Genomic DNA, 20513 nt, shown 5'->3' with positions numbered 1-20513 from the left:
GCACGCGTTGGTCGTTTCCGGCACGATGACGCCCATGGTGCAGACAGGATGGACGGCACAACGGTGGACGGCCGCGTTCGCCGAGCAGGCCGAGATGTTCCGCAAGGCCGTCGGTGACGCCGACCTCGCCGCCGACGTCCCGACCCGTCCGGGGTGGACGGTGCGTGAGCTCGTGCTGCACGTCGCGCGCTTCCTGGAGACCTCGACCGCCTACCTGCGCACCGGCAGCCGCAACCCGATCGGGCCGCCGCCCGCGCCGGGCGACCTGACTCCGTTGGAATATCTGGACGTCCAGCTGACCGAGGCCAACGAGCTGCTGCCGTCCGTGCCGGGCAACCGCCCGGTGTGGACCTTCTCGCCCGCCGCGCCGGACCTGGCGTGGGTGTGGCACCGGCGGATCGCGCACGAGATGACGCTGCGCCGGTTCGACGCGCAGGCGACCGTGCGCCAGCTCGTGTCCACCGGCCCGGACCTGGCCGCCGACGGCATCGACGAGGTGCTGACCACGGTCGTGGCGGCGAAGATCGACGGCGACGTGCCGAACACGGTCTCCGGCACCGCGATCGTGCGCCCCACCGACGTTCCCGAGGCGTGGCACTTCTCGCTGACCGCGGGTGAGATGCCCGAGGTGCGCGCCGCCGCCCCCGGTGAGGAGGGCGACGCGCTGATCACCGGTGAGGCCGCGCTGATCTACTACTGGCTGTGGAACCGGATGACGCTGGACTCCGTGTCCGGCGACCCCGCGCTGCTCGGTCTGCTGCAGGTCGGGAGGGGCCACTGATGCGCAAGACCGCGGTGGTCCTGTTGTCGTGCCTCGCGCTCACGGGCTGCGCCTCGGACTGGCAGGGGGAGGTGCGGCTCAAGGTGGATCAGGTCGAGGACTACCGGCCGAACCCGAACTTCCCGGTCGAGAAGCGGGTGTGGCTGGACCTCGTCGGCGACATGCCGAAGGACGCCCTGGACCGCAAGGAGTTCACCGGGAAGATCGTGTCGCCGGCGGACATCTCCGGGGGCGAGGTGAAGGCGGGCGACGAGGTCGTCTGCACGGCGAAGCAGCACACGATCGGCGCGCTGCAGACCAACACGATCCAAACGGATCTCAGCGGCTGCCGGAAGGCCTGAGTCAGGCACGGTCGTGCCGCGTGATCCACGCGGCCAGCTCCGCCCGGTTGCGGACGCCCAGCTTCGCGCGGATCTCCTCCAGGTAGGCGTTGGTCGTGCGGACCGACACCCCGAGCTCACGGGCGATCTGCCGGTCTGTCCGTCCTTTCGCGACGGACCGGCAGATCTCCAGCTGCCGCGGTGACAACGGGGACCGGTCGGTGCGCACGCCGTCGAGGGCGTAGCCGACGGCCTCGGTGAGCGACATCGCCCGGCCTTCCGCGCGTGCCGCCTTGGCCCGGTCGGCGGGCAGGTTCGCCATCGCGACCATGACGGCCTGGTCGATCCGGCACTGCCAGTAGCGCAGCACGGGCAGGTCGCCCTGCAGGGTGCTGGCGCTCTCGGCGAGGCGCAGGCCGTGTTCGAACTCCCCGACGGCGATCGCGACCAGCGCCAGGCCGCCGAGTCCGTAGACGACCTGGCGGGGCAGATCGGGCTGGGTGCGCAGCGACTTCGCGAAGTACTCGGCTGCCACGTCGAACGTGCCGCGCGCGGCCGCGAGCTCACCGTGTGCCTGCCACAGCGCCGCGAGGAAGGTCGGGGTGTTGCCGTGGCTCGTCATCAGCGCGCGGGCCTCGGCGAGCGCCTCCTCGGCGGCGTCGAGATCTCCCGTGCGCAGTGCGAGGCACGCCAGGTTGAACTGCACGATGCCGACGCCGGTCGGATCGTCGCACTCGCGCAGCAGTTCCAACGCCCGCAGCTGGTGCCGCCGGGCGCCGTCGAGGGCATCGGCCGCCTCCAGTGCCGTGCCGATACCGCCGTGCGCGCGGGCCAGCCGGCCGAGCCGGCCGAGTGACTCCTCGATCTCGACGGCCCGCAGCCCGAGCGCCACGGCCTCACCGGTGTTGTGCCGCCACTCCTCGATGGAGGCCAGCGTCGTCAGCAGCGGGCTCTCGTACTCGGGCGGCGGGTGCTCGGCCAGCGCGTCGCGCAGCAGGGTCGCGCCCTCCGTGAGGTGACCATGCCGAGCCCACGTGAGGGTCAGGCCCCACAGCAACAACGGTCTGCGCCGATCCGTCACGGCCCACGACGCGACGGCGGCGAGCGAGTCGCGTTGGTCGTGCAGCGCGCGGATGACGGCGGGGTCGAGCTGGTAGCGGGTGAGTTGCGACTCCAGCAGTTCGGCGAACCACGTGACGACGCGTTCGTAGGTCTCCTCGGCCTCACCCAGGTCCCACATGCGCTCCTGGCCGAACAGCCGGATCGCCTCCAGCAGGCGGAACCGGTCGTTCTCCACGATCACGAGGGACTTGGCGGCCAGGCCGGCGAGGATGTGCCGCAGCTCGCCGATGCCGCACGTCGCGGTGGCCAGCGACCCGTCGAACGGGCCCGCGAGCGCCGACAGCCTGCGCAAGGCCAGCTGCTCGCGCGGGGACAGCAGGTCGTAGCTCCACGCGATGGCCGCGTCGAGGCTGCGATGCCGGTCCGAGACGCGGTCTCCGGTGCGCAACAGCGTCGCCAGGTCCGCGGTGGGCAGGTACCGCACCCGGCGCGCCGCCAGCTCGATCGCGAGCGGCAGGCCGTCCAGGTCCCGGCACAGCTCGACCACGGCGTCGGTGACGGTGAACTCGTGGTCGACCGCGGTCGCGCGATCCTCGAACAGCTTCACCGCGTCGGACCGCACCGGCAGCGGCGCCAGTGCGAGGCACCGTTCTTCCGGCAGCGCCAGTACCTCGCGGCTCGTCGCGAGCACCCGCACCCCAGGGCAGTGGTCCAGCAGCCACGTCACGAGACCCGCGCAGCTGCCGATGACGTGTTCGCAGTTGTCCAGCAGCAGCAGGACTTCACGGTCCCGCAGGTGCTCCGCGAGCGCGGCCCGCGCCCCGTCCTCGTGCGCCTTCGTTCCCACGGCCGACGCCACGGCCTGGTCCACCTGTGCCGGGTCGCGCACCGCGACGAGGTCGACGAACCAGACGCCGTCGGGAACCTTGAGCCTGGCGGCGACCTCGACCGCGAGGCGGGTCTTGCCGACGCCCACCGGACCGACCACGGTCACCAGCCGATGTGTGCTCACCGAGGCGGCGAGCTGGGTACGTTCGGTGTCGCGCCCGACGAAGCTGTCCAGCCGCGGTACGAGATTTCCGGTCACCGGGCGTCCTGCTGCGCGATCCACGCCGCGATCTCGGCCCGTGAGTGCACGCCGAGCTGTTCGCGGATCTGTTCCAGGTACGTGCTGACCGTGCGGGTGGACACGCCGAAGTCGTTCGCGATCTGCCGATCCGTCTGTCCATTTGCGACAGAACGGCAGATCTCCAGCTGGCGCAGGGACAAGGGTGAGGTCGCCTCCTGAACACCGTCGAGCGCGTAGTCGATGATCTGCGCCACCGACATCCGCCGCGCCGCCGTGCGGATGGTCTGGATCCGGCCGCTGCTGACCTTCGCGCTCGCATGGGCGATCGTCGCGTCGATGCTGCGCTGCCACTGCCGTTCCGGCGTGCCGAGATCCCGCTGGACGACCAGTGCCGCCTCGGCGAGCTTCAGCGCGCGCTCCGGCTGACCGCTCATGACGGCCGCGGCCGCGAGGCCCTGCAGCCCGTGCACCAGCTGGACCGGCACGTTGGGGGCCGCGCGGATGGTCTCGGCGAAATACCGCTGCGCGGTGTCGATGTCGCCGCGGGCCAGCTCGACCTCACCGAGCCCGTGCCACAGCGCGGCCACCTGCAACGGCGTCATCTCGTGCGTGTCGAGGATCCGGCACGCCTCCTCCAGTTCGGCCGCCGCCGTGTCGAGATCACCCTGGAGGTACGCGATGTGGCCGAGTTGGTAGAGCGTGTGGGCCACGGCGGGCTGTTCGTCGATCTGCCGGACCAACGCCAGCGCCGCCAGATGGTGTTGCCGGGCGCGGTCGAGATCGTCCATCCGTTCGTACGCCACGCCGAGCCCGCAGTGGGCGCGAGCCAGCCTGCCCGGCCGGCCGAGGGCCTCCTCGATCCGCGCCACCTGCCACAGGGTTTCCCGCGCTCGGTCGCGCTGCCCGGCCCAGTCGTCGAGGATCGCCAGGACGGAGAGCAGCGGTGCCCGGTACTGCGGTGACGCGTCCCGCTTCAGTCCGGAGAGCACGAGTGCCCGCGTCTCCACGACGTGCCCCATCAGCACCCAGGTCACGGCGAGACTCCAGGTCAGCATGGCCGCACGCGGGTCGTTGTTGCGGGTGGCCCAGTCCGTGACGGCGGCGAGCGTGCTCGCTCGCTCGCACCACGACCGCAGCGTCGCCATGTCCGGGTAGGCACGGACCGACTGCGGCTCCACCTCGCGCGCGAAGTGGTCGACGAGCCGGGCGAACGTCGTGTCGGTCTCGCCGTGTTCTCGCAGCCGCGCCTGCCCGAACATCCGGATCGCCTCGAGCAGCCGGAACTTCCCGTCGTCGACGGCCACGAGCGACTTGTTCGTCAGGCTCACCAGCGGTTCGACCACGTCGGCCACATCGCATGCGGCGGCCGCCTCCTCGACGCCGAACCGGCCCGCGAGCACCGAGAGCCTGCGCAACGCGACCTGCTCGTCCGGAGCGAGCAGCTGGTAGCTCCACCTGATCGCGGCCTCCAGGCTCGGATGGGATCCGGACGGATCGCCCTCGCGCAACAGGTCGGCGAGCCCGGTCAGGTGCAGCACCTGCACGCGCCGCGCGGCCAGCTCGATCGCCAGCGGCAGCCCGTCCAGCCTGCGGCACAGGTCACTGACCGCCGGGGTGAGCACGAACTCGCTGTCCGCGGCCGCCGCCCGGTCCGCGAAGAGCCGCAGGGCGTCGTCGAGATCGTCGAGTGGGCCGAGCGTGTAGACGTGCTCGCCGGCGATCCGCAGCGCCTCCCGGCTGGTCGTGACCACACGGATCGACGGGCAGCGCGGCAGCAGCCACGCCAGGAGGTCCGCGCAGCTGTCGATCACGTGCTCGCAGTTGTCCAGCACCAGCAGCGCCTGCAGCGACGCCAGGTGCCCGGCCAGCGCCTCGCGCGCGGAACTGTCCCGCGACTCCACACCCATCGCACCCGCCACGGCCTGATCCACCTGGGTGGGGTCGAGCACGGCGGTGAGGTCGATGAACCACACGCCGCCGACGCGGTTCAGCGCCCCGGCGACCTCGATCGCGAGCCTCGTCTTGCCGACACCGGGCGGCCCGGTGACGGTCACCAGCCGGTGGCTGCGGACCAGTCTCGTGAGCGCGTTCCGCTCACGGGTGCGGCCGATGAAGCTGTCGGTGCGGCGAACGAGGTTGCCCACCGCCGAGGTCGTGTCCCGGCGCGATCGGTAGGCGCGCTGCTTACACGCGGCGGAGCAGTAACGCGCGCGCCTACCGGGGCGAGGTGCCGTCCAGGGCAGAGGTGCACCGCAGACAGGACATGCCACGTGGTGAGGCTAGCGGAAACCCGTCTTTCAAAACGTAACGTTGCGCTCATTTCCCGTTGACCCCCGATTCCGAATCCTCACAGCATTCGCCGCATGGGTACCGCGATTGTTGTGGGTGGCGGAATCGCCGGTTTGTTCGCGGTTCGCGTGTTGCGAGACCACTTCGACGAGGTCGTACTCGTTGAACGTGACGACTTTTCGCAAAGCCCGGTTCCTCGAACGGGTGTACCACAGGCCGCGCATGTGCACGGCCTGTTGACCCGCGGGCTGCAGATCGCCGAACGGTTGCTGCCCGGCGTCGCCGAAGAGTTGCGCGGCCTCGGCGCGGTCGACGTGGACATGGGCGCTGACGTCGCGATCCGCAACGCTTTCGGCTGGAGCACACGGTTTCCGTCACAGGTGCGGACGTTGAGCATGACCCGTGGGCTGTTCGAGTGGGTGGTGCGGCAGCGGGTGATCGACAACGTCCCCGTGGTGCGGGGCCGGGTCGACGGGCTCCTCGGTGCGTCCGATCGCGTCACCGGAGTGCGCATCGGGGACCGGGAATTGCGGGCGGATCTCGTTGTGGATGCGAGTGGTCGCGCTTCCACGGCGCCGCGCCGGCTGTCCGGACTGGGGATCGTTCCGCCCGAGGAAAAGGTGGTGGATGCCCACCTCGGATATGCCACTCGGGTTTACCGGATTCCCGATTCGCATTCCGCCGACTGGCGGGTGCTGTACGTCCAACTCGGTGCCGGGCAAACGCGAGGTGGCCTCTTGTGCCCGATCGAGGGCGGGCGCTGGCAGCTCACGCTGTGCGGTCTCGGCGACGACCGGCCGCCCACCGACGAGGAGGGCTTCACGCGGTTCGCGAAGGGACTCGTCGCGCCGGACATCGCCGAGGCGGTGGCGGCCGCGCAGCCGTTGACCGGCGTGGTCGGTACGCGAGCGACCAGCAACCGCAGGCGGTACTTCGAACGTCGTCCGGTCCGCGGGTTCGTGGTCCTCGGCGACGCGCTGTGCAGCTTCAACCCGGTCTACGGCCAGGGCATGACGATGGGCCTGCTCGGTTCCGACCTGCTCGGCGAGTGCCTGCGCGCGGGTGAACTGGGTGACTTCCAGGCCCGGCTGGGAGCGCTGACGAACGTCCCCTGGGACATGGCGACGCACGCGGACGCGCGGTTCCCAGGGACCGAGGGGCTTTCGTTGCGCAGGCGCCACCGGCTGATGGCGGCCTACGTCGACCGGCTCGTGCTGGCCGGGAACAGCGACCCGGTCGTGCAGGAGGAGTTCCTCCACGTGGTCGGTCTCTTGCGGCCCGCGACCCGGTTGTTGCTACCCGGAGTCGTCGCGAGGGTCATCCGGACGTGCGTTTCGTCACGTCGGAGGGGTGCCGATGGGGGTGATTGACCCCCATCGGCACTTACACTCGGAAGGCAGCCTGCCCCCCATCCTGAGGGAGCCTTTCGGTGGTCGCCGACCATTCCCAGCCCGACCCGGAACCTCGTGAGGAGTGCGGCGTCTTCGGCGTCTGGGCTCCCGGTGAAGAAGTCGCCAAGCTCACCTACTACGGCCTCTACGCGTTGCAGCACCGCGGCCAGGAGGCGGCCGGCATCTCCGTCGGCGACGGCTCGCAGGTCGTGGTCTTCAAGGACCTGGGCCTGGTCAGCCAGGTGTTCGACGAGCAGGTGCTGCAGTCGTTGCGCGGCCACGTCGCCGTCGGCCACTGCCGCTACTCGACGACCGGGTCGACGACCTGGGAGAACGCCCAGCCGACGTTCCGCACGACCGCGGCGGGCAGTGGCCTGTCGCTCGGACACAACGGCAACCTGGTGAACACCGCCGAACTGCTCGCGCGCGCCCAGGAGCTGGGCATCGTCGAGCGCAACGGCGCCACCACCGACTCCGACATCGTCTGCGGCCTGCTCGCGCACACCGCCGCCGACAAGGGCATCGAGCAGGCGGCCCTCGAGCTGCTGCCGACGCTGCGCGGCGCGTTCTGCCTGACGTTCTCCGACGAGTCGACGCTGTACGCGGCGCGCGACCCGCACGGCGTGCGCCCGCTGGTGCTCGGCCGCCTGGAGCGCGGCTGGGTCGTCGCGTCCGAGACCGCTGCGCTGGACATCGTCGGCGCGTCGTTCGTCCGCGAGGTCGAGCCGGGCGAGCTCATCGCGATCGACGCCGACGGCCTGCGCTCGTCGCGGTTCGCGAACCCCGAGCCCAAGGGCTGCATCTTCGAGTACGTCTACCTGGCGCGTCCGGACACCACGATCTCCGGCCGTTCCGTGCACGCGACCCGCGTCGAGATCGGTCGCCGGCTCGCCAAGGAGCACCCGGCCGAGGCCGACCTGGTCATCCCGGTGCCGGAGTCCGGCACGCCGGCCGCGATCGGCTACGCCCAGGCCTCGGGCATCCCGTACGGGACAGGCCTGGTCAAGAACGCCTACGTCGGCCGGACGTTCATCCAGCCGTCCCAGACGATCCGCCAGCTCGGCATCCGGCTGAAGCTCAACCCGTTGCGCGACATCATCCGCGGCAAGCGGCTCGTCGTGGTCGACGACTCGATCGTGCGCGGAAACACCCAGCGCGCGCTGGTCCGCATGCTGCGCGAGGCGGGCGCGGTCGAGGTGCACGTCCGCATCGCGTCGCCGCCGGTCAAGTGGCCGTGCTTCTACGGGATCGACTTCGCCTCGCGCGCCGAGCTCATCGCGAACGGCCTCGACGACGACGGCATCCGTCGCTCGGTGGGCGCCGACTCGTTGGGTTATGTGTCGCTGGAGAACCTCGTCGCGGCCACCGAGCAGCCCCGGACGCGGCTCTGCTCGGCGTGCTTCGACGGCGAGTACCCGATCCCGCTGCCGGACGACGCGCGCATCGGCAAGCACCTGCTGGAAGGGCTCAAGGGCGTGGCGGGCTCGGCCGCTCCCGTCCTCGCCAACGGGTACGGTGCCGAAGACGCTCTCCGTAGGCCATGACCCGTTTTCTTTGAGTGGAAGAAGTTGACGTGACCGACAGCGCCAAGGCCACCTACGCCGCAGCTGGTGTCAGTATCGCCGCAGGTGACGAGGCGGTCGAGAAGCTGAAGCCGTGGGCCGCCAAGGCCGGCCGCCCCGAGGTGCTCGGCGGCATCGGCGGCTTCGCGGGCCTGTTCCAGCTCAAGCTCGACCGCTGGAAGGAGCCGGTGCTCGCGTCGTCCACCGACGGCGTCGGCACGAAGATCGCGGTGGCCCAGGCGCTCGACAAGCACGACACGGTCGGCATCGACCTCGTCGCGATGATCGTCGACGACCTCGTGGTGTGCGGCGCCGAACCCCTGTTCGTGCAGGACTACATCGCCGTCGGCCGCGTCGTCCCGGACAAGATCGCTTCGCTGGTCAAGGGCATCGCCGAGGGCTGCGTCCAGGCCGGTTGTGCCCTGCTGGGTGGCGAGACCGCCGAGCACCCCGGCCTGATGGCCGACCACGACTACGACATCTCCGGCACGGGCGTCGGTGTGGTCGAGCACTCTCGTTTGCTGGGCCCGGACCGCGTCCGCGACGGTGACGTCGTGATCGCGATGGGCTCGTCCGGCCTGCACTCCAACGGCTACTCGCTGGCCAGGCACGTGCTGCTGGAGATCGCCCGGATGCCGTTGAACGGTCACGTCGAGGAGTTCGGGCGTTCCCTGGGTGAGGAACTGCTGGAGCCCACCCGCATCTACGCCAAGGACTGCCTGGCGTTGATCGCCGAGACCGAGGTCCGCGGGTTCGCGCACGTCACCGGCGGCGGCCTCGCGGCCAACCTGGCCCGCGTGCTGCCCGAGGGCCTCTCGGCGCGGCTCGACCGCGGCACCTGGACGCCTCAGCCCGTGTTCGCCCTGATCGCGCAGCGGGGCCGGGTCGAGCGCGAGGAGATGGAGAAGGCGTTCAACATGGGCGTCGGCATGGTCGCCATCGTCGCGCCCGAGGACGTCGACCGGGCGCTGGCCGTGCTGACGGCCCGGCACGTGCCCGCGTGGGTGCTGGGCGAGGTGACGCCGGGTACCGGCGCTTCGCTCGTGGGAGATCACCCGCGGTTCTGAGGCAACCTTTCCCGGTCGTCGCCGCGTATTAAGCGGCGACCGAGGGGGTTGGGTGGATCGAGACCGCGAGTTCGGGGAGTACGTCGACGCGCGTGCGCTCGTGATGCGCCGCACGGCGTTCCTGCTGTGCGGCGACTGGCACCGGGCCGAGGACATCGTCCAGAACGCGTTGGCCAAGCTTTATGTGGCGTGGCCGCGGGTCCAGCGGTCGGGCACCGTCGACGCCTACGCCCGCAAGGTGCTGGTGCGTGCCGCCGTCGACGAGTCGCGCCGCGGATTCTTCCGCCGCGAGCGCGCGGTGCGCGACCTGCCGGACACAGCGGTGTCGCCGGCTTCGCCCGATCTCGACGTGCGGCGGGCGTTGGCCGCATTGCCTTCCGGCCAGCGCACGGTCGTGGTGCTGCGCTACTGGGAGGACCTCAGCGTCGGCGAGGTCGCCCGTCTCCTCGGTCGCACCGAAGGCACCGTGAAGAGCCAGGCGGCGAAGGGCCTCGCCGCGTTGCGCTCGCTGCTCGGTGACCCCGCACTCGAGGAGCGGCCATGACCGACATCCGCACGTTGCTGACCAGCGCGCTCGACGACGAGCCGCCGTTGGGGATCGACAAGGCCCGCGTGATCGGCAGAGGCAGGAAACGGCTGCACCTGCGCGCGTGGATGGGGGCCGCCGCGGTCGCCCTGGTGCTGGCGGGCGGCCCGGTCGCGTACCACGCCGTGGACCGGCCGGCGTCATGGCTGCCTACCGCGCTCCCGCCCGCGCCACCCACGTCGGACCAGCACGCCGCCGAGCTGACGAAGGTGCTCGACGCGGCCAACCGCCCGTTCACGGTCGTCAACAAGGGCGACCACTATGCCGGCGAACGCACGATGGTCATGGAAAGCAACCCGCCCATCACGATCACGCTGATCGTTGAGGTGCGCTGGGAGGTCTACCGTCCGTGCGACGACTGCGAGGTCATCGATCTCCCGGACCGGCGCTTGGTGGTGCACCCGTCGGACGGCCTGCGCCGCGAGGTGAGCGCGTTCCTGCCCGACGGGACGCATATCCGGGTGATCTCCACCTCCGACACACCGCGCGTCCCGCCGGAACGCGTCGAGACGCTGAAAACCTATGCGTCGCTGCCGGGCCTCACGTTCTAACCTGATCGACGTGGCTGACGACGTGACCGTGACGCGGACCCTGGTGATACCGGGGTCCGAGTTGCGCGAACGCTTCTCCCGGTCGTCCGGCCCCGGCGGGCAGGGCGTGAACACCGCGGACAGCCGCGTCGAGCTGTCGTTCGACGTGGCGCGCTCGCCGTCGATCCCCGAGCACTTCCGCGAGCGCATGCTGCAACGGCTGGAGGGCCGGCTCGTCGACGGCGTGCTCACGATCGCCGCGTCGGAGTTCCGGGCCCAGCTGCAGAACCGTGCCGCCGCCAGGGAACGGCTGGCGAACGTGCTGCGCGCGGCCGCCGCGCCGCCGCCGAAGGTGCGCCGGCCGACGAAGCCCAGCCGTGGTGCGAAGGAACGGCGGATCGCCCAGAAGAAGCGGCGCGGTGAGACGAAGCGCGGTCGTTCCGGCGGCGGCTGGGACTGACGTCAGTCGGTGCGAAGGCTCCACGCCAGGGCGGGAATCATCACCGTCGCGGCGACGAGGTGCAGCCCGACGAGGGCGGTGGCGGTGGAAGTGTTCGCCCCGGCGATGAGGGGCGGCACCAACGAGATCGCGGTCAGCGACACGGCCGTCAACACGAACCGCTCGGCCGGGCGAGCGCTCCACCGAAGCAGAGCGACGGCGATGACGATGCCCACGACCGAGAAGAACCCGGTCACGACGGCGAACCCTGGCAACGGGATCGTCTCGCCACCGTCGGGCACCTCGAAGTCGACGCCAACGGCCTGGGCAAGCGCAGCGGCGAGGGTGGTGGTCACCATCGCCGCGAGCGTGGCAACGAGGCCGGTGACCGCGAGTCGGCGGAACCGGTGGGGTCGTGTCCACATCGGACTACTCCGTCCCGTCCGCCGGGAGGCGCTCCGGCAGCCCGAGCCGCGGGAACCGGTCGTCGTGGAACGTGATGATCTCGGTGATCGCCCCGCCGGTGATGCGCAGGACGTCGATCGTCAGCGGTAGGTATGCGTTCTCCTGCTCCCGCCAGTGGTAGTAGGCGACGGCGGGTTGCCGGTTCACGGAGGTGGGGACGGCGCGCAGACCCGTCATGCCCTCGAAGCCGCTCTCGACCCAGTAGTTCACCACCGTGTCGCGGCCGACGTACAAGCCCGGCGTGGGCGGCATCGAGCAGCGGACGTCGTCCCGCACCATCGCGGCGAGCCGGTCGATGTCCGTGGCGACGCTGGCCTCGGTGTAGCGGCGCACCAGCTCGCGCGTTCCGGCGTCCTCCTCACCGCCGGTCCAGTCCTGCCGCTCGGCCGGCAGGTGCTCCCGCATGCCGGCGCGGGCCCGTTGCAGCGCGCTGTTCACGGAGTTGACGGAGTCCCCGAGGAGCTCCGCGACGTCCTTCGCCGGCCAGCCGAGCACGTCCCGCAGGATCAGCACGGCCCGCGGGCGCGGCGCGAGGTGCTGGACCGCGACCAGGTACGCCAGCTCGATCGTCTCCCGCGCGAGGGCGACCGTCTCCGGTTCGTCCACCTCGCCCGCGGGCAACTCGTCGAGCAGCCGGTCCGGGTAGGGCTGCAGCCACCGCACCTCGCCGCCGGTCGCGGGCTCCGGGCGGATCTTGGCGAGCAGGTCCAGGCAGGCGTTGGTCGCGATCCGGTACAGCCAGGCCCGGAACGACCGCCCCTCGAAGGTCTCCCGCCGCCGCCAGGCGCGCAGGAACGTCTCCTGCACGGTGTCCTCGGCGTCCTCGAACGACCCCAGCATCCGGTAACAGTGCACGTGCAGCTCCCGCCGGTGCCGCTCCGCCAACCCCGTGAACGCCGGTTCGTCGACCTCGCCCAGACCGCTCACGCCCAGCTCCTCCAGCAGTGTTCCCGCACTCATCACGTCGTCCTCCCGCCTCGTCGTACTCGTCATAGGTATGACTGGTACGGGCGCGAGAACTCATCACTGGACCCAGGCGTAGCGCCTTTCAGGCCGGCCGGTCCCGCCATAACGCAGGCTCACCTCGGCCTTCCCGACCGCGACGAAGTGTTCGAGATACCGCCGGGCGCTGACGCGCGCAACGCCGGTCTCCGAAGCGCACTCGGATGCGGACAACCCGTCCGGGTGAGCCCGCAAGGCGCCCTCGACCAGCCGGGCCGTCTCCAGTGTCAACCCCTTGGGCAGCACGGGCCGGGCGGACGGCCGCGCGCCGAACACCTGGTCCACATCGGCCTGTCCCGCGGACGCCAGCCGGTGCAACCGTTCGTGCAGCGAAGCGAAATGCGCGAGCTGGTCCCGCAAGGCCGCGTACTCGAAGGGCTTGATCAGGTAGTGCAGCACCCCGCCCCGCATGGCGCCGCGCACGGTGTCCACGTCGGTGGCCGCGGTGATCACGATGACGTCCACGTCCAGTGAGGCGCGCAGCTGCCGCAGCACGGAAAGCCCGTCCATGTCGGGCAGATACACGTCGAGCAGCACGAGGTCGGGTTTCAATTCCTCAGCGAGCCGCAGGGCGTCGGCGCCGTTGTGCGCGACACCGACCACGGCGAAACCGGGGGTGCGCGCGACATATCCGCTGTGCACCTTGGCGACCATGAAGTCGTCGTCGACGACGAGCACCCGGATCACAGCGGCAGCACCGCCGTGAACACCGCACCCGAGACCTGCACGGAACCGCCCCGCCGCAGGCAGGTCTGGCGGATCAGCGCCAGGCCGAGCCCGCGCTGGCCGTGGGACGCGGCCTTCGTCGTGAAGCCGTGCCGGAACACCTCTTCGGCGATCTCCGGTGCCACGCCCGGACCCGAGTCGCGGACCACGACCCGCACCTCGCCGTCCACCACCCGCACGTCCACCTCGATCCAGCCGGAGCCATTGAGCGCGTCCAGCGCGTTGTCGACGAGATTTCCCAATACTGTCACCAGATCCGTGGACAGCAGTTCGTCCGTGCGCGGCAACGAGCTGTCCGGCGCCATGCGCAACCCGACGCCGCGTTCGGCGGCCAGGGACGCCTTCGCGATCAACAGCGCGGCCACGGCCGGGTCGCCGATGCGTGTGCTGACCTCGGTCCGCCACTCGTCCTGTGCCGAGCTGATCCGGTGCACGTAGCCGCGAACCTCCTCGTACTCCTCGAGTTCCAGCAGCCCGGAGATGGTGTGCAGCCGGTTGCTGAACTCGTGCGCCTGCGCCCGCAGGGTGTCCGTGGCGTGCTTGGAGGCGTTCAGCTCGTCCTGCAACGTCATCAGCTCGGTGCGGTCCCGCAGCGTCACGACCGCGCCCGCGCCCTCGATCGGCATCCGGTTGAGCGTCAGCACTTTTCCTTCCGCCAGCACGATCTGGTCCGCGCCTTCCGAGCGGCCGGTGAGCACGTCGACCAACCGTGAATCCAGACCGAGATCGACGACCGGCCGGCCCACGGCGTCGGTGGGCAACGCCAGCAACGAGCGCGCGGGGTCGTTCACCAGGATGATCCGGTTGCCGGGGTCGAGGCCGACGACGCCCTCCTTGATGCCGTGCAGCAACGCCTCACGGTTCTCCACCAGCGCGGTGATCTCGTGCGGCTCCAGCCCGAGCGTCTGGTTCTTCACCCGGCGCGCCAGCAGCAACGACCCCGTCACGCCGATCACGAGCGCGATGCCGAGCAGGCGCAGCGCGTTGTCCGACGAGTCGAACACGCCCTCGAAGAAGCCGGGCTCCTGTTGCGCGGCGGCGACCATGCCGATCACCCGTTGCGAGTTGTCGATCACCGGGACGTGCGCGACGAGCGACCCGCCGATCGAGCCCACCCACGACCGTCCACTGAGGGCATTGCTGGTGCCGATGTCCAACTGCGTGTCGAGCTGATCGGGGTCGGTGGACGCGCGGACCGTGCGGTCGCGGTCTGCGACCGTCACGGAGGAGGCGCCGGAGAGGCTGCGCGCGGTCTCGACCTCGGCGTTCAGCGCGTCCCGCTGCTGCCGGCTGTTCAGCTCGGTGCGGACCAGCAGCTTCGCCGCCACGCTCTCCGCGACGGACAGCATGCGGCGGCCCTCCGTGATGCGAAAGTTGCTGCCCGCCTGGACGATGGACAGCACTCCGACAGCGCACAGTAGGCAGATGACCACGACGAGTTGCCACACGAGCAGCTGGCGGGCCAATGATCGGCGACCACCCATAGCGCCTCCTGTGACCAGAAAGACCAAAACAACCCTTAGGTGCGCAAGCGGGACATCCCGTTTTACACGAGTGCAACATGTCCAACCACGCGGCAGAGAGGCGGGGATCACATGCAGGTGAAAACGTGGTTGGCGGTGGCAGGCGCGTTGGCCGCCGTGCTGCTGGTGCCTCCGCTTCTCACGCCCGGAGCCGACAGCGCGGAGACAACGCAGGTGCGCCAGCTGCGCGTCCTCGTGCCCAACGCGCCCGGCGGCGGCTACGACATCACCGCCCGCACGGCCGCGAAGGCGATGGAGGACGCCGAGCTGATCCGCAACGCCGAGGTGTTCAACCTCCCCGGCGCGGGCGGCACGGTCGGCCTCGGCCGCACGGTCAGCGAGCGCGGCAACGGCAAGCTGGTCATGTCGATGGGCCTCGGCGTGGTGGGCAGCGTCTACACGAACAAGTCGCCGTCGTCCCTGCTGGACACCACGCCGATCGCGAAGCTCATCGAGGAGCCGGACATCGTCGTGGTCGGCAAGGACTCCAAGTACACGTCGCTGCGGCAGCTGGTCGACGACTGGAAGGCCAACCCCGGCGCGGTGCCGGTCGGCGGCGGTTCGTCGCCCGGCGGCCCGGACCACCTCGCGCCGATGCTGATGGCGAAGGCCATCGGGCTGGAACCCAAGTCCGTCAACTACGTCCAGTTCGACGGCGGCGGCGAACTGCTCGCGTCAGTGCTCGGCGGCAAGGTCGCGTTCGGCGTCTCCGGCGTCGGCGAGTACCGCGACCAGATCCAGGCCGGCACGGTCCGCGTGCTGGCGGTCACCAGCGCCGCCAGGATCTCGGGCATCGACGCGCCGACGCTGTCGGAGTCCGGTGTGGACGTCAAGTTCTCCAACTGGCGAGGCGTGGTCGCCCCGCCCGGCATCAGCTCCGCCGACCGCGACCGGCTGGTGCAGCTCTTCTCCGCACTGCACAAGACCTCGCAGTGGGGAGACGCCTTGAAGCGCAACGGCTGGACCGACGCCTTCGCGCCAGGAGACCAGTTCAAGTCGTTCCTCGAAGAGGAGAACAAGCGGGTGGCAACGGTGCTGAAGGATCTGGGACTCGCATGAACGCGTGGTTGAAGGAGCGCTCCGAACTCGGAGTCTGTGCCGTGTTGCTGGTGCTGGGCGTCCTGGTGCTGACCGACGCGCTGCGCATCCCGACGGACTTCGCCCAGCGCGGTCCGGTCGGCCCGAAGGCGGTACCGATCGTCGTCGGCACGCTGTTGCTGATCGTCGCCGTACTGCTGGCACGCGACGTACTGCGCGGCGGACGCGGTGAAGCCGAAGGCGGCGAGGACATCGACCTCACCGCTCCGGCGGACCTGCGCACGGTCTTGTTGCTGTGCGGCGCTTTCCTGGCGAACGCCGCGCTGATCGGCGTCGTCGGGTTCCCGATCTCCGGCGCTGTTCTGTTCTGGGGTGCGGCCTACGCACTCGGCAGCCGCTCTTTGGTACGTGACGCATGGATCGCGGCCGGCCTGTCGATCGCGACGTTCCTGGTGTTCAACAACCTGCTCGGTGTGCCGCTGCCCGGCGGACCCCTGATGGAGGTGTTCTGATGCAACAGCTTCTAGACGGGTTCGCCACCGCCCTGACACCGACGCACCTGCTGTTCGCCGCGATCGGCGTACTGCTGGGCACCGCGATCGGCGTGCTACCCGGCATCGGCCCGGCCATGGCCGTGGCACTGCTGCTGCCCATCACGTACGGAATGGAGCCGACCGGCGCGTTCATCATGTTCGCCGGCATCTACTACGGCGGCATGTTCGGCGGTTCGACGACGTCCATCCTGCTGAACACACCGGGCGAGAGCGCCGCAGTCGTCACCGCCATAGAAGGCAATCCCATGGCCCGCCGCGGCAGGGGTGCGCAAGCGCTTGCCGCAGCCGCGATCGGGCACTTCACCGGCGGCATCATCGGCACGCTGCTGATCGTGCTGCTGGCCCCGTTCGTGGCGAAGCACGCGGTGGACATCGGCGCGCCGGACTTCTTCGCGATCATGGTGCTGGCGTTCATCGCGGTGACGTCGGTCCTGGGTTCCTCGCGAGTGCGCGGCGTGGCGTCGTTGCTGATCGGCCTCACGATCGGACTGGTCGGCCTGGACGAGATGACGGGCCAGCAACGCCTGACGTTCGGCTCGCTGCACCTGGCCGACGGCATCGACGTGGTGGTCGTGGCGGTAGCCCTGTTCGCGGTCGGCGAGGCCCTGTGGGTCGCCGCGCACCTGCGCCGCAAGGCTTTCTCGCCGATCCCGGTCGGCCGGCCCTGGCTGTCCCGCGCGGATCTGCGCCGCACGTGGAAGCCGTGGCTGCGTGGCCCGGTGATCGGGTTCCCGTTCGGCGCGATCCCGGCCGGTGGTGCGGAGATCCCAACGTTCCTGTCCTACGTGACGGAGAAGCGGCTCTCTTCTAATAAGGACGAGTGGGGCAAGGGCGCCATCGAGGGCGTGGCCGGTCCCGAGTCGACCGCCTCGGCGTCCGCGGCGGGCACGTTGGTCACGATGCTCACCTTGGGGCTCCCGACCACGGCGACGGCGGCCGTGATGCTGGCGGCGTTCCAGCAGTACGGCATCCAGCCCGGTCCGCTGCTGTTCCAGCGGGAATCGGGCCTGGTGTGGGCTTTGATCGCGTCGCTGTTCATCGGCCTTACTTTGCTGCTGGTGCTGAACCTGCCGCTGGCGCCGTTGTGGGCGAAGCTGCTGAGGATCCCGCGGCCGTACCTCTACGCGGGCATCCTGTTCTTCGCGTCCGTCGGCGCGTATGCGGTGAACGCGGACGTCTTCGATCTGCTGGTGATGTTCGTGATCGGTCTGCTCGGCCTGGCTATGCGCCGCTACGGTCTGCCGATCCTGCCGGCGATCATCGGCGTGATCCTCGGGCCTGCGGCGGAACAGCAGATGCGGCGGGCGCTGCAGCTGTCCGACGGGTCGCTCACCGGCCTGGTGAACACGCCTTTGTCGATCGCCGTGTACGTCGTGATTCTGGTGATCCTGTTCTTCCCGCTGGTCAAGCGGGTGGCCGGGCGTCGGACTCCTCCAACCCCTCTCCCCGAGCGTGAGAAGGTCGACGCCTGAGTGACACAACAGAAGGCCCCCGCTGCGCATCCAGCGGGGGCCTTCTTGTGTGTGCGTCAGCCGTGGGTCGGGAAACCCAGGTCGATGCCATGCTGACGCGGCCAGCGGGCGGTGATCGCCTTGGCCCGCGTGTAGAACTTCACGCCCTCGGCGCCGTGCACGTGTGTGTCGCCGAACAGCGAGTCCTTCCAGCCTCCGAACGAGAAGTACGCCATCGGCACCGGAATCGGGATGTTGATGCCGACCATGCCGACGTGCACCCGGTGCTGGTACTCGCGCGCCGCGAGCCCGTCACCGGTGAAGATCGCGGTGCCGTTGCCGTACTGGTTGGCGTTCACCAGGTCGACGGCGTCCTCGAACGTGGGCACGCGCACGACGCTGAGCACCGGCCCGAAGATCTCGTCGGAGTAGATGGACATGTCCGACGTGACGTGGTCGAACAGGGTCGGCGCCAGCCAGAACCCGTTCTCGTGCCCGGAAGGCGCGTACCCACGGCCGTCGACGACGAGCGTGGCGCCCTCCTGCTCACCAGAGTCCACATAGGACTTCACTTTGTCTCGGTGGACACCGGTGACCAACGGGCCCATCTGCGCGGCCGGGTCGGTGCCGGGCAACGTGGTCAGCTCGCGCGTGCGTGAGGCGATCTTGTCGACCAGCTCGTCACCGGAGTCGCCGACGGCCACGACGACCGAGATCGCCATGCACCGCTCGCCCGCCGAGCCGTAGCCGGCCGAAACGGCCGCGTCCGCCGCCATGTCGAGGTCGGCGTCCGGCAGTACGACCATGTGGTTCTTCGCGCCACCCAACGCCTGCACACGCTTGCCGTTCGCTGTGCCGCGTGAGTACACGTGCTTCGCGATCGGCGTGGAGCCGACGAACGACACCGCGGACACGTCCGGGTGATCGAGCAGGGCGTTCACCGCGAAGGCGTCGCCGTGCAGCACGTTCAGCACACCGTCGGGCAGCCCGGCCTCGCTGAACAGCTCCGCCAGCCGGACCGCGGTCGACGGGTCGCGCTCGGATGGCTTGAGCACGAACGTGTTGCCCGCCGCGATGGCGATCGGGAACATCCACATCGGCACCATGGCCGGGAAGTTGAACGGCGTGATGCCCGCGACCACGCCCAGCGGCTGGCGGATCGAGTACGCGTCGACGCCGCGCGAGACCTGCTCGGAGTGCTCGCCCTTGAGCAGCTGCGGGATGCCGCACGCGAACTCGACGACCTCCAGGCCGCGCTGTACCTCGCCCGCGGCGTCGGACAGGACCTTTCCATGTTCCGCAGTGATGATCGCGGCCAGCTCGTCGCGGTGCTCGTGCACCAGCTGCCGGTAGGCGAACAGGATGCGGGTGCGGGTGGACAGCGACGACTCACCCCATGAGGCCGCCGCCTTCAGTGCCGACGACACCGCGAGGTCCACATCGGACTGCTCGGCGAGCACGACCTGCTTCTCGGCAATACCGAGCGCCGGGTTGAAGACGTCGGACCGGCGAGACGACACACCGGTGGTCCGGGCGCCGTCGATCCAGTGGGGAATGGTGGTGCTCAACGGTCTCCTCCTGGGGGAGCGGTCGTGTTCCGCACGACCAGGGACGGGTGCAGCAGGTGCCGCACGGGTTCGGTGCGCTCACCACGCACCCTTTGCAGCAGCGCTTCGGCGGCCAGCCGGCCGAACTCGTTGCGCGGCTGGTCGATCGTCGTCAGGGAGACGTGCCGCAGAGCGGCCAGCGACGTGTTGTCGTACCCGACGACGGACACGTCCGAAGGGACCCGCAGGCCGGCGTCCTCCAGGGCGGAGATCGCACCGACCGCGTTGAAGTCGTTGCACGCCAGGATGGCCGTGGGCAACGAGTCGGACGAGATCAAACCACGGATCGCCCGCGCGCCCGCGACGTCGGTGTACTCCGACGAAACCACCTGAGGGGTCAGGCCGTGGCGGGTCATGGCGGCGATGTAGCCGCGGCGTCGCGGACCCGCCTGGGTGCCCTCGCCGCCGTCCAGGTGCGCGATCCGCGTGTGCCCCAACGACACCAGGTGGTCGATCGCCAGCCCGCAGCCTTGCTCGCCATCGTCGTTGACAGTGTCCACATTGGATACGCGCGACGAACGGGCGACGAGCACGATCGGCACCTGCTCGGCGGCCTTGCTGATGGCGTTGGCGGGCACGACCGGTGACAACAAGGCCACACCCGCCGGGCGGAACGACAGCAGGCTGTCCAGGGCGCGTCGTTCGCGGGTCGGCGAACGGCCGCCGGTGTTGATGATGATGTCGAACCCCTGCTCGCGCGCGACCGCGTCGATGCCGTCCACGACCTCGGCGAAGAACGCGTTGTGCAGGTCCGACACCATCACGCCGAGCACGGTCGACGTTCGCGACGCCAGTGACCGCGCCATCGCGTGCGGCGAATACCCCAGTTCTTCCGCGGCCTTCAGCACCGCGGTGCGGCGCAGGTCGCTCACTTTCGGTGACCCCCGCATGACAAGCGAAACCAGGGCGCGTGAGACGCCCGCGCGAAGCGCGACGTCCTCCATCGTCGGTCTGGTCACCCGTCACCTCCCCGAACCCAGAAGAAACACACCCTTGACACCCGTGTGACTGAAGCTACAGCATTAGAGCGCTCCAACCAATAGAGCGCTCT

The 20513-nt window shown here is 70.0% G+C and carries 19 protein-coding genes; 11 read left to right on the top strand and 8 right to left on the bottom strand.

Annotated features, from left to right (window positions below):
- The first annotated feature begins 34 nt into the window (after positions 1-34).
- Complete coding sequence (locus QSK35_RS18135) at positions 35-781, top strand: maleylpyruvate isomerase N-terminal domain-containing protein (protein WP_285747558.1); 747 nt, start codon at positions 35-37, stop codon at positions 779-781.
- Positions 781-1122, top strand: coding sequence for a putative periplasmic lipoprotein (locus QSK35_RS18130; protein ID WP_285747556.1), 342 nt, complete (start codon positions 781-783; stop codon positions 1120-1122). Before QSK35_RS18135 ends, QSK35_RS18130 begins: the two co-directional genes overlap by 1 nt.
- A gap of 1 nt (position 1123) precedes the next feature.
- Here the strand turns inward: QSK35_RS18130 and QSK35_RS18125 are convergent, their stop codons facing one another.
- Positions 1124-3250, bottom strand: a complete 2127-nt coding sequence (locus tag QSK35_RS18125; protein WP_285747554.1) for an ATP-binding protein — start codon at positions 3248-3250, stop codon at positions 1124-1126.
- Positions 3247-5376, bottom strand: a complete 2130-nt coding sequence (locus QSK35_RS18120) for an ATP-binding protein (RefSeq protein ID WP_285747552.1) — start codon at positions 5374-5376, stop codon at positions 3247-3249. Before QSK35_RS18120 ends, QSK35_RS18125 begins: the two co-directional genes overlap by 4 nt.
- A gap of 219 nt (positions 5377-5595) precedes the next feature.
- Between QSK35_RS18120 and QSK35_RS18115 the strand changes: the two genes are divergently transcribed.
- The 6 genes from QSK35_RS18115 to arfB are packed head-to-tail and all read left to right on the top strand — an operon-like array spanning position 5596 to position 11117.
- The gene (locus QSK35_RS18115; protein ID WP_285747551.1) at positions 5596-6891 is read left to right on the top strand and encodes an FAD-dependent oxidoreductase; all 1296 of its coding nucleotides are present in this window, start codon (positions 5596-5598) and stop codon (positions 6889-6891) included.
- Positions 6892-6950: 59 nt separating this feature from the next.
- A complete protein-coding gene (gene purF / locus QSK35_RS18110; RefSeq protein WP_285747549.1) occupies positions 6951-8456 on the top strand; it encodes an amidophosphoribosyltransferase in 1506 nt (501 codons plus the stop codon).
- Between the two features lie 29 nt (positions 8457-8485).
- On the top strand, positions 8486-9541 hold the full coding sequence (gene purM / locus QSK35_RS18105) for a phosphoribosylformylglycinamidine cyclo-ligase (protein WP_285747547.1): 1056 nt from the start codon (positions 8486-8488) through the stop codon (positions 9539-9541).
- Positions 9542-9593: 52 nt separating this feature from the next.
- Entirely contained in the window at positions 9594-10085 is a 492-nt protein-coding gene (locus QSK35_RS18100) for a SigE family RNA polymerase sigma factor (protein WP_285747545.1), read from the top strand.
- Positions 10082-10678, top strand: a complete 597-nt coding sequence (locus QSK35_RS18095) for a hypothetical protein (RefSeq protein WP_285747543.1) — start codon at positions 10082-10084, stop codon at positions 10676-10678. The genes QSK35_RS18100 and QSK35_RS18095 overlap by 4 nt, the downstream gene beginning before the upstream one ends.
- Positions 10679-10688: 10 nt before the next feature.
- Entirely contained in the window at positions 10689-11117 is a 429-nt protein-coding gene (gene arfB, locus QSK35_RS18090) for an alternative ribosome rescue aminoacyl-tRNA hydrolase ArfB (protein WP_502881672.1), read from the top strand.
- A 2-nt stretch (positions 11118-11119) separates the two neighbouring features.
- Here arfB and QSK35_RS18085 read toward each other — a convergent pair whose 3' ends face one another.
- The 4 genes from QSK35_RS18085 to QSK35_RS18070 all read right to left on the bottom strand — a co-directional run bounded on the left by QSK35_RS18085 (position 11120) and on the right by QSK35_RS18070 (position 14773).
- Entirely contained in the window at positions 11120-11521 is a 402-nt protein-coding gene (locus QSK35_RS18085; RefSeq protein WP_285747539.1) for a DUF6069 family protein, read from the bottom strand.
- A 4-nt stretch (positions 11522-11525) separates the two neighbouring features.
- The gene (locus QSK35_RS18080; RefSeq protein WP_285747537.1) at positions 11526-12521 is read right to left on the bottom strand and encodes an RNA polymerase subunit sigma-70; all 996 of its coding nucleotides are present in this window, start codon (positions 12519-12521) and stop codon (positions 11526-11528) included.
- Between the two features lie 63 nt (positions 12522-12584).
- Positions 12585-13250 carry a response regulator gene (locus QSK35_RS18075; RefSeq protein WP_285747535.1) on the bottom strand — a complete coding sequence of 222 codons (666 nt, stop codon included), beginning with the start codon at positions 13248-13250 and terminating at the stop codon, positions 12585-12587.
- Positions 13247-14773 (bottom strand): sensor histidine kinase, encoded by a 1527-nt coding sequence (locus QSK35_RS18070; RefSeq protein WP_285747534.1) that lies wholly within the window; start codon positions 14771-14773, stop codon positions 13247-13249. The genes QSK35_RS18075 and QSK35_RS18070 overlap by 4 nt, the downstream gene beginning before the upstream one ends.
- Before the next feature lie 111 nt (positions 14774-14884).
- Between QSK35_RS18070 and QSK35_RS18065 the strand changes: the two genes are divergently transcribed.
- The 3 genes from QSK35_RS18065 to QSK35_RS18055 are packed head-to-tail and all read left to right on the top strand — an operon-like array spanning position 14885 to position 17876.
- Positions 14885-15871, top strand: a complete 987-nt coding sequence (locus QSK35_RS18065; protein WP_285747532.1) for a Bug family tripartite tricarboxylate transporter substrate binding protein — start codon at positions 14885-14887, stop codon at positions 15869-15871.
- Entirely contained in the window at positions 15868-16362 is a 495-nt protein-coding gene (locus QSK35_RS18060) for a tripartite tricarboxylate transporter TctB family protein (RefSeq protein ID WP_285747530.1), read from the top strand. The genes QSK35_RS18065 and QSK35_RS18060 overlap by 4 nt, the downstream gene beginning before the upstream one ends.
- Positions 16362-17876: a tripartite tricarboxylate transporter permease gene (locus QSK35_RS18055; RefSeq protein ID WP_285747529.1), complete on the top strand. Its 1515-nt coding sequence runs from the start codon at positions 16362-16364 to the stop codon at positions 17874-17876. Before QSK35_RS18060 ends, QSK35_RS18055 begins: the two co-directional genes overlap by 1 nt.
- 56 nt (positions 17877-17932) lie before the next feature.
- Here the strand turns inward: QSK35_RS18055 and QSK35_RS18050 are convergent, their stop codons facing one another.
- On the bottom strand, positions 17933-19423 hold the full coding sequence (locus tag QSK35_RS18050; protein WP_285747528.1) for a CoA-acylating methylmalonate-semialdehyde dehydrogenase: 1491 nt from the start codon (positions 19421-19423) through the stop codon (positions 17933-17935).
- The gene (locus tag QSK35_RS18045) at positions 19420-20421 is read right to left on the bottom strand and encodes a LacI family DNA-binding transcriptional regulator (RefSeq protein WP_285747526.1); all 1002 of its coding nucleotides are present in this window, start codon (positions 20419-20421) and stop codon (positions 19420-19422) included. Before QSK35_RS18045 ends, QSK35_RS18050 begins: the two co-directional genes overlap by 4 nt.
- Between the last annotated feature and the right edge of the window lie 92 nt (positions 20422-20513).

It is taken from the genome of Lentzea sp. NBRC 105346 (genome assembly GCF_030269605.1).
In the GTDB taxonomy this organism is placed as follows: domain Bacteria; phylum Actinomycetota; class Actinomycetes; order Mycobacteriales; family Pseudonocardiaceae; genus Lentzea.
The sequence above is the reverse complement of the archived record's forward strand: the minus strand, read 5'-3'. Positions and strand labels throughout refer to the sequence as shown.

Bases quoted from the DNA above. Each gene is read 5' to 3' on its own strand.
- QSK35_RS18085 (WP_285747539.1), bottom strand. From the start codon at position 11,521: ATGTGGACACGACCCCACCGGTTCCGCCGACTCGCGGTCACCGGCCTC.
- QSK35_RS18060 (WP_285747530.1), top strand. From the start codon at position 15,868: ATGAACGCGTGGTTGAAGGAGCGCTCCGAACTCGGAGTCTGTGCCGTG.
- QSK35_RS18070 (WP_285747534.1), bottom strand. From the start codon at position 14,773: ATGGGTGGTCGCCGATCATTGGCCCGCCAGCTGCTCGTGTGGCAACTC.
- QSK35_RS18095 (WP_285747543.1), top strand. From the start codon at position 10,082: ATGACCGACATCCGCACGTTGCTGACCAGCGCGCTCGACGACGAGCCG.
- QSK35_RS18115 (WP_285747551.1), top strand. From the start codon at position 5,596: ATGGGTACCGCGATTGTTGTGGGTGGCGGAATCGCCGGTTTGTTCGCG.
- QSK35_RS18065 (WP_285747532.1), top strand. From the start codon at position 14,885: ATGCAGGTGAAAACGTGGTTGGCGGTGGCAGGCGCGTTGGCCGCCGTG.
- QSK35_RS18055 (WP_285747529.1), top strand. From the start codon at position 16,362: ATGCAACAGCTTCTAGACGGGTTCGCCACCGCCCTGACACCGACGCAC.
- QSK35_RS18135 (WP_285747558.1), top strand. From the start codon at position 35: ATGGTGCAGACAGGATGGACGGCACAACGGTGGACGGCCGCGTTCGCC.
- QSK35_RS18130 (WP_285747556.1), top strand. From the start codon at position 781: ATGCGCAAGACCGCGGTGGTCCTGTTGTCGTGCCTCGCGCTCACGGGC.
- QSK35_RS18080 (WP_285747537.1), bottom strand. From the start codon at position 12,521: ATGAGTGCGGGAACACTGCTGGAGGAGCTGGGCGTGAGCGGTCTGGGC.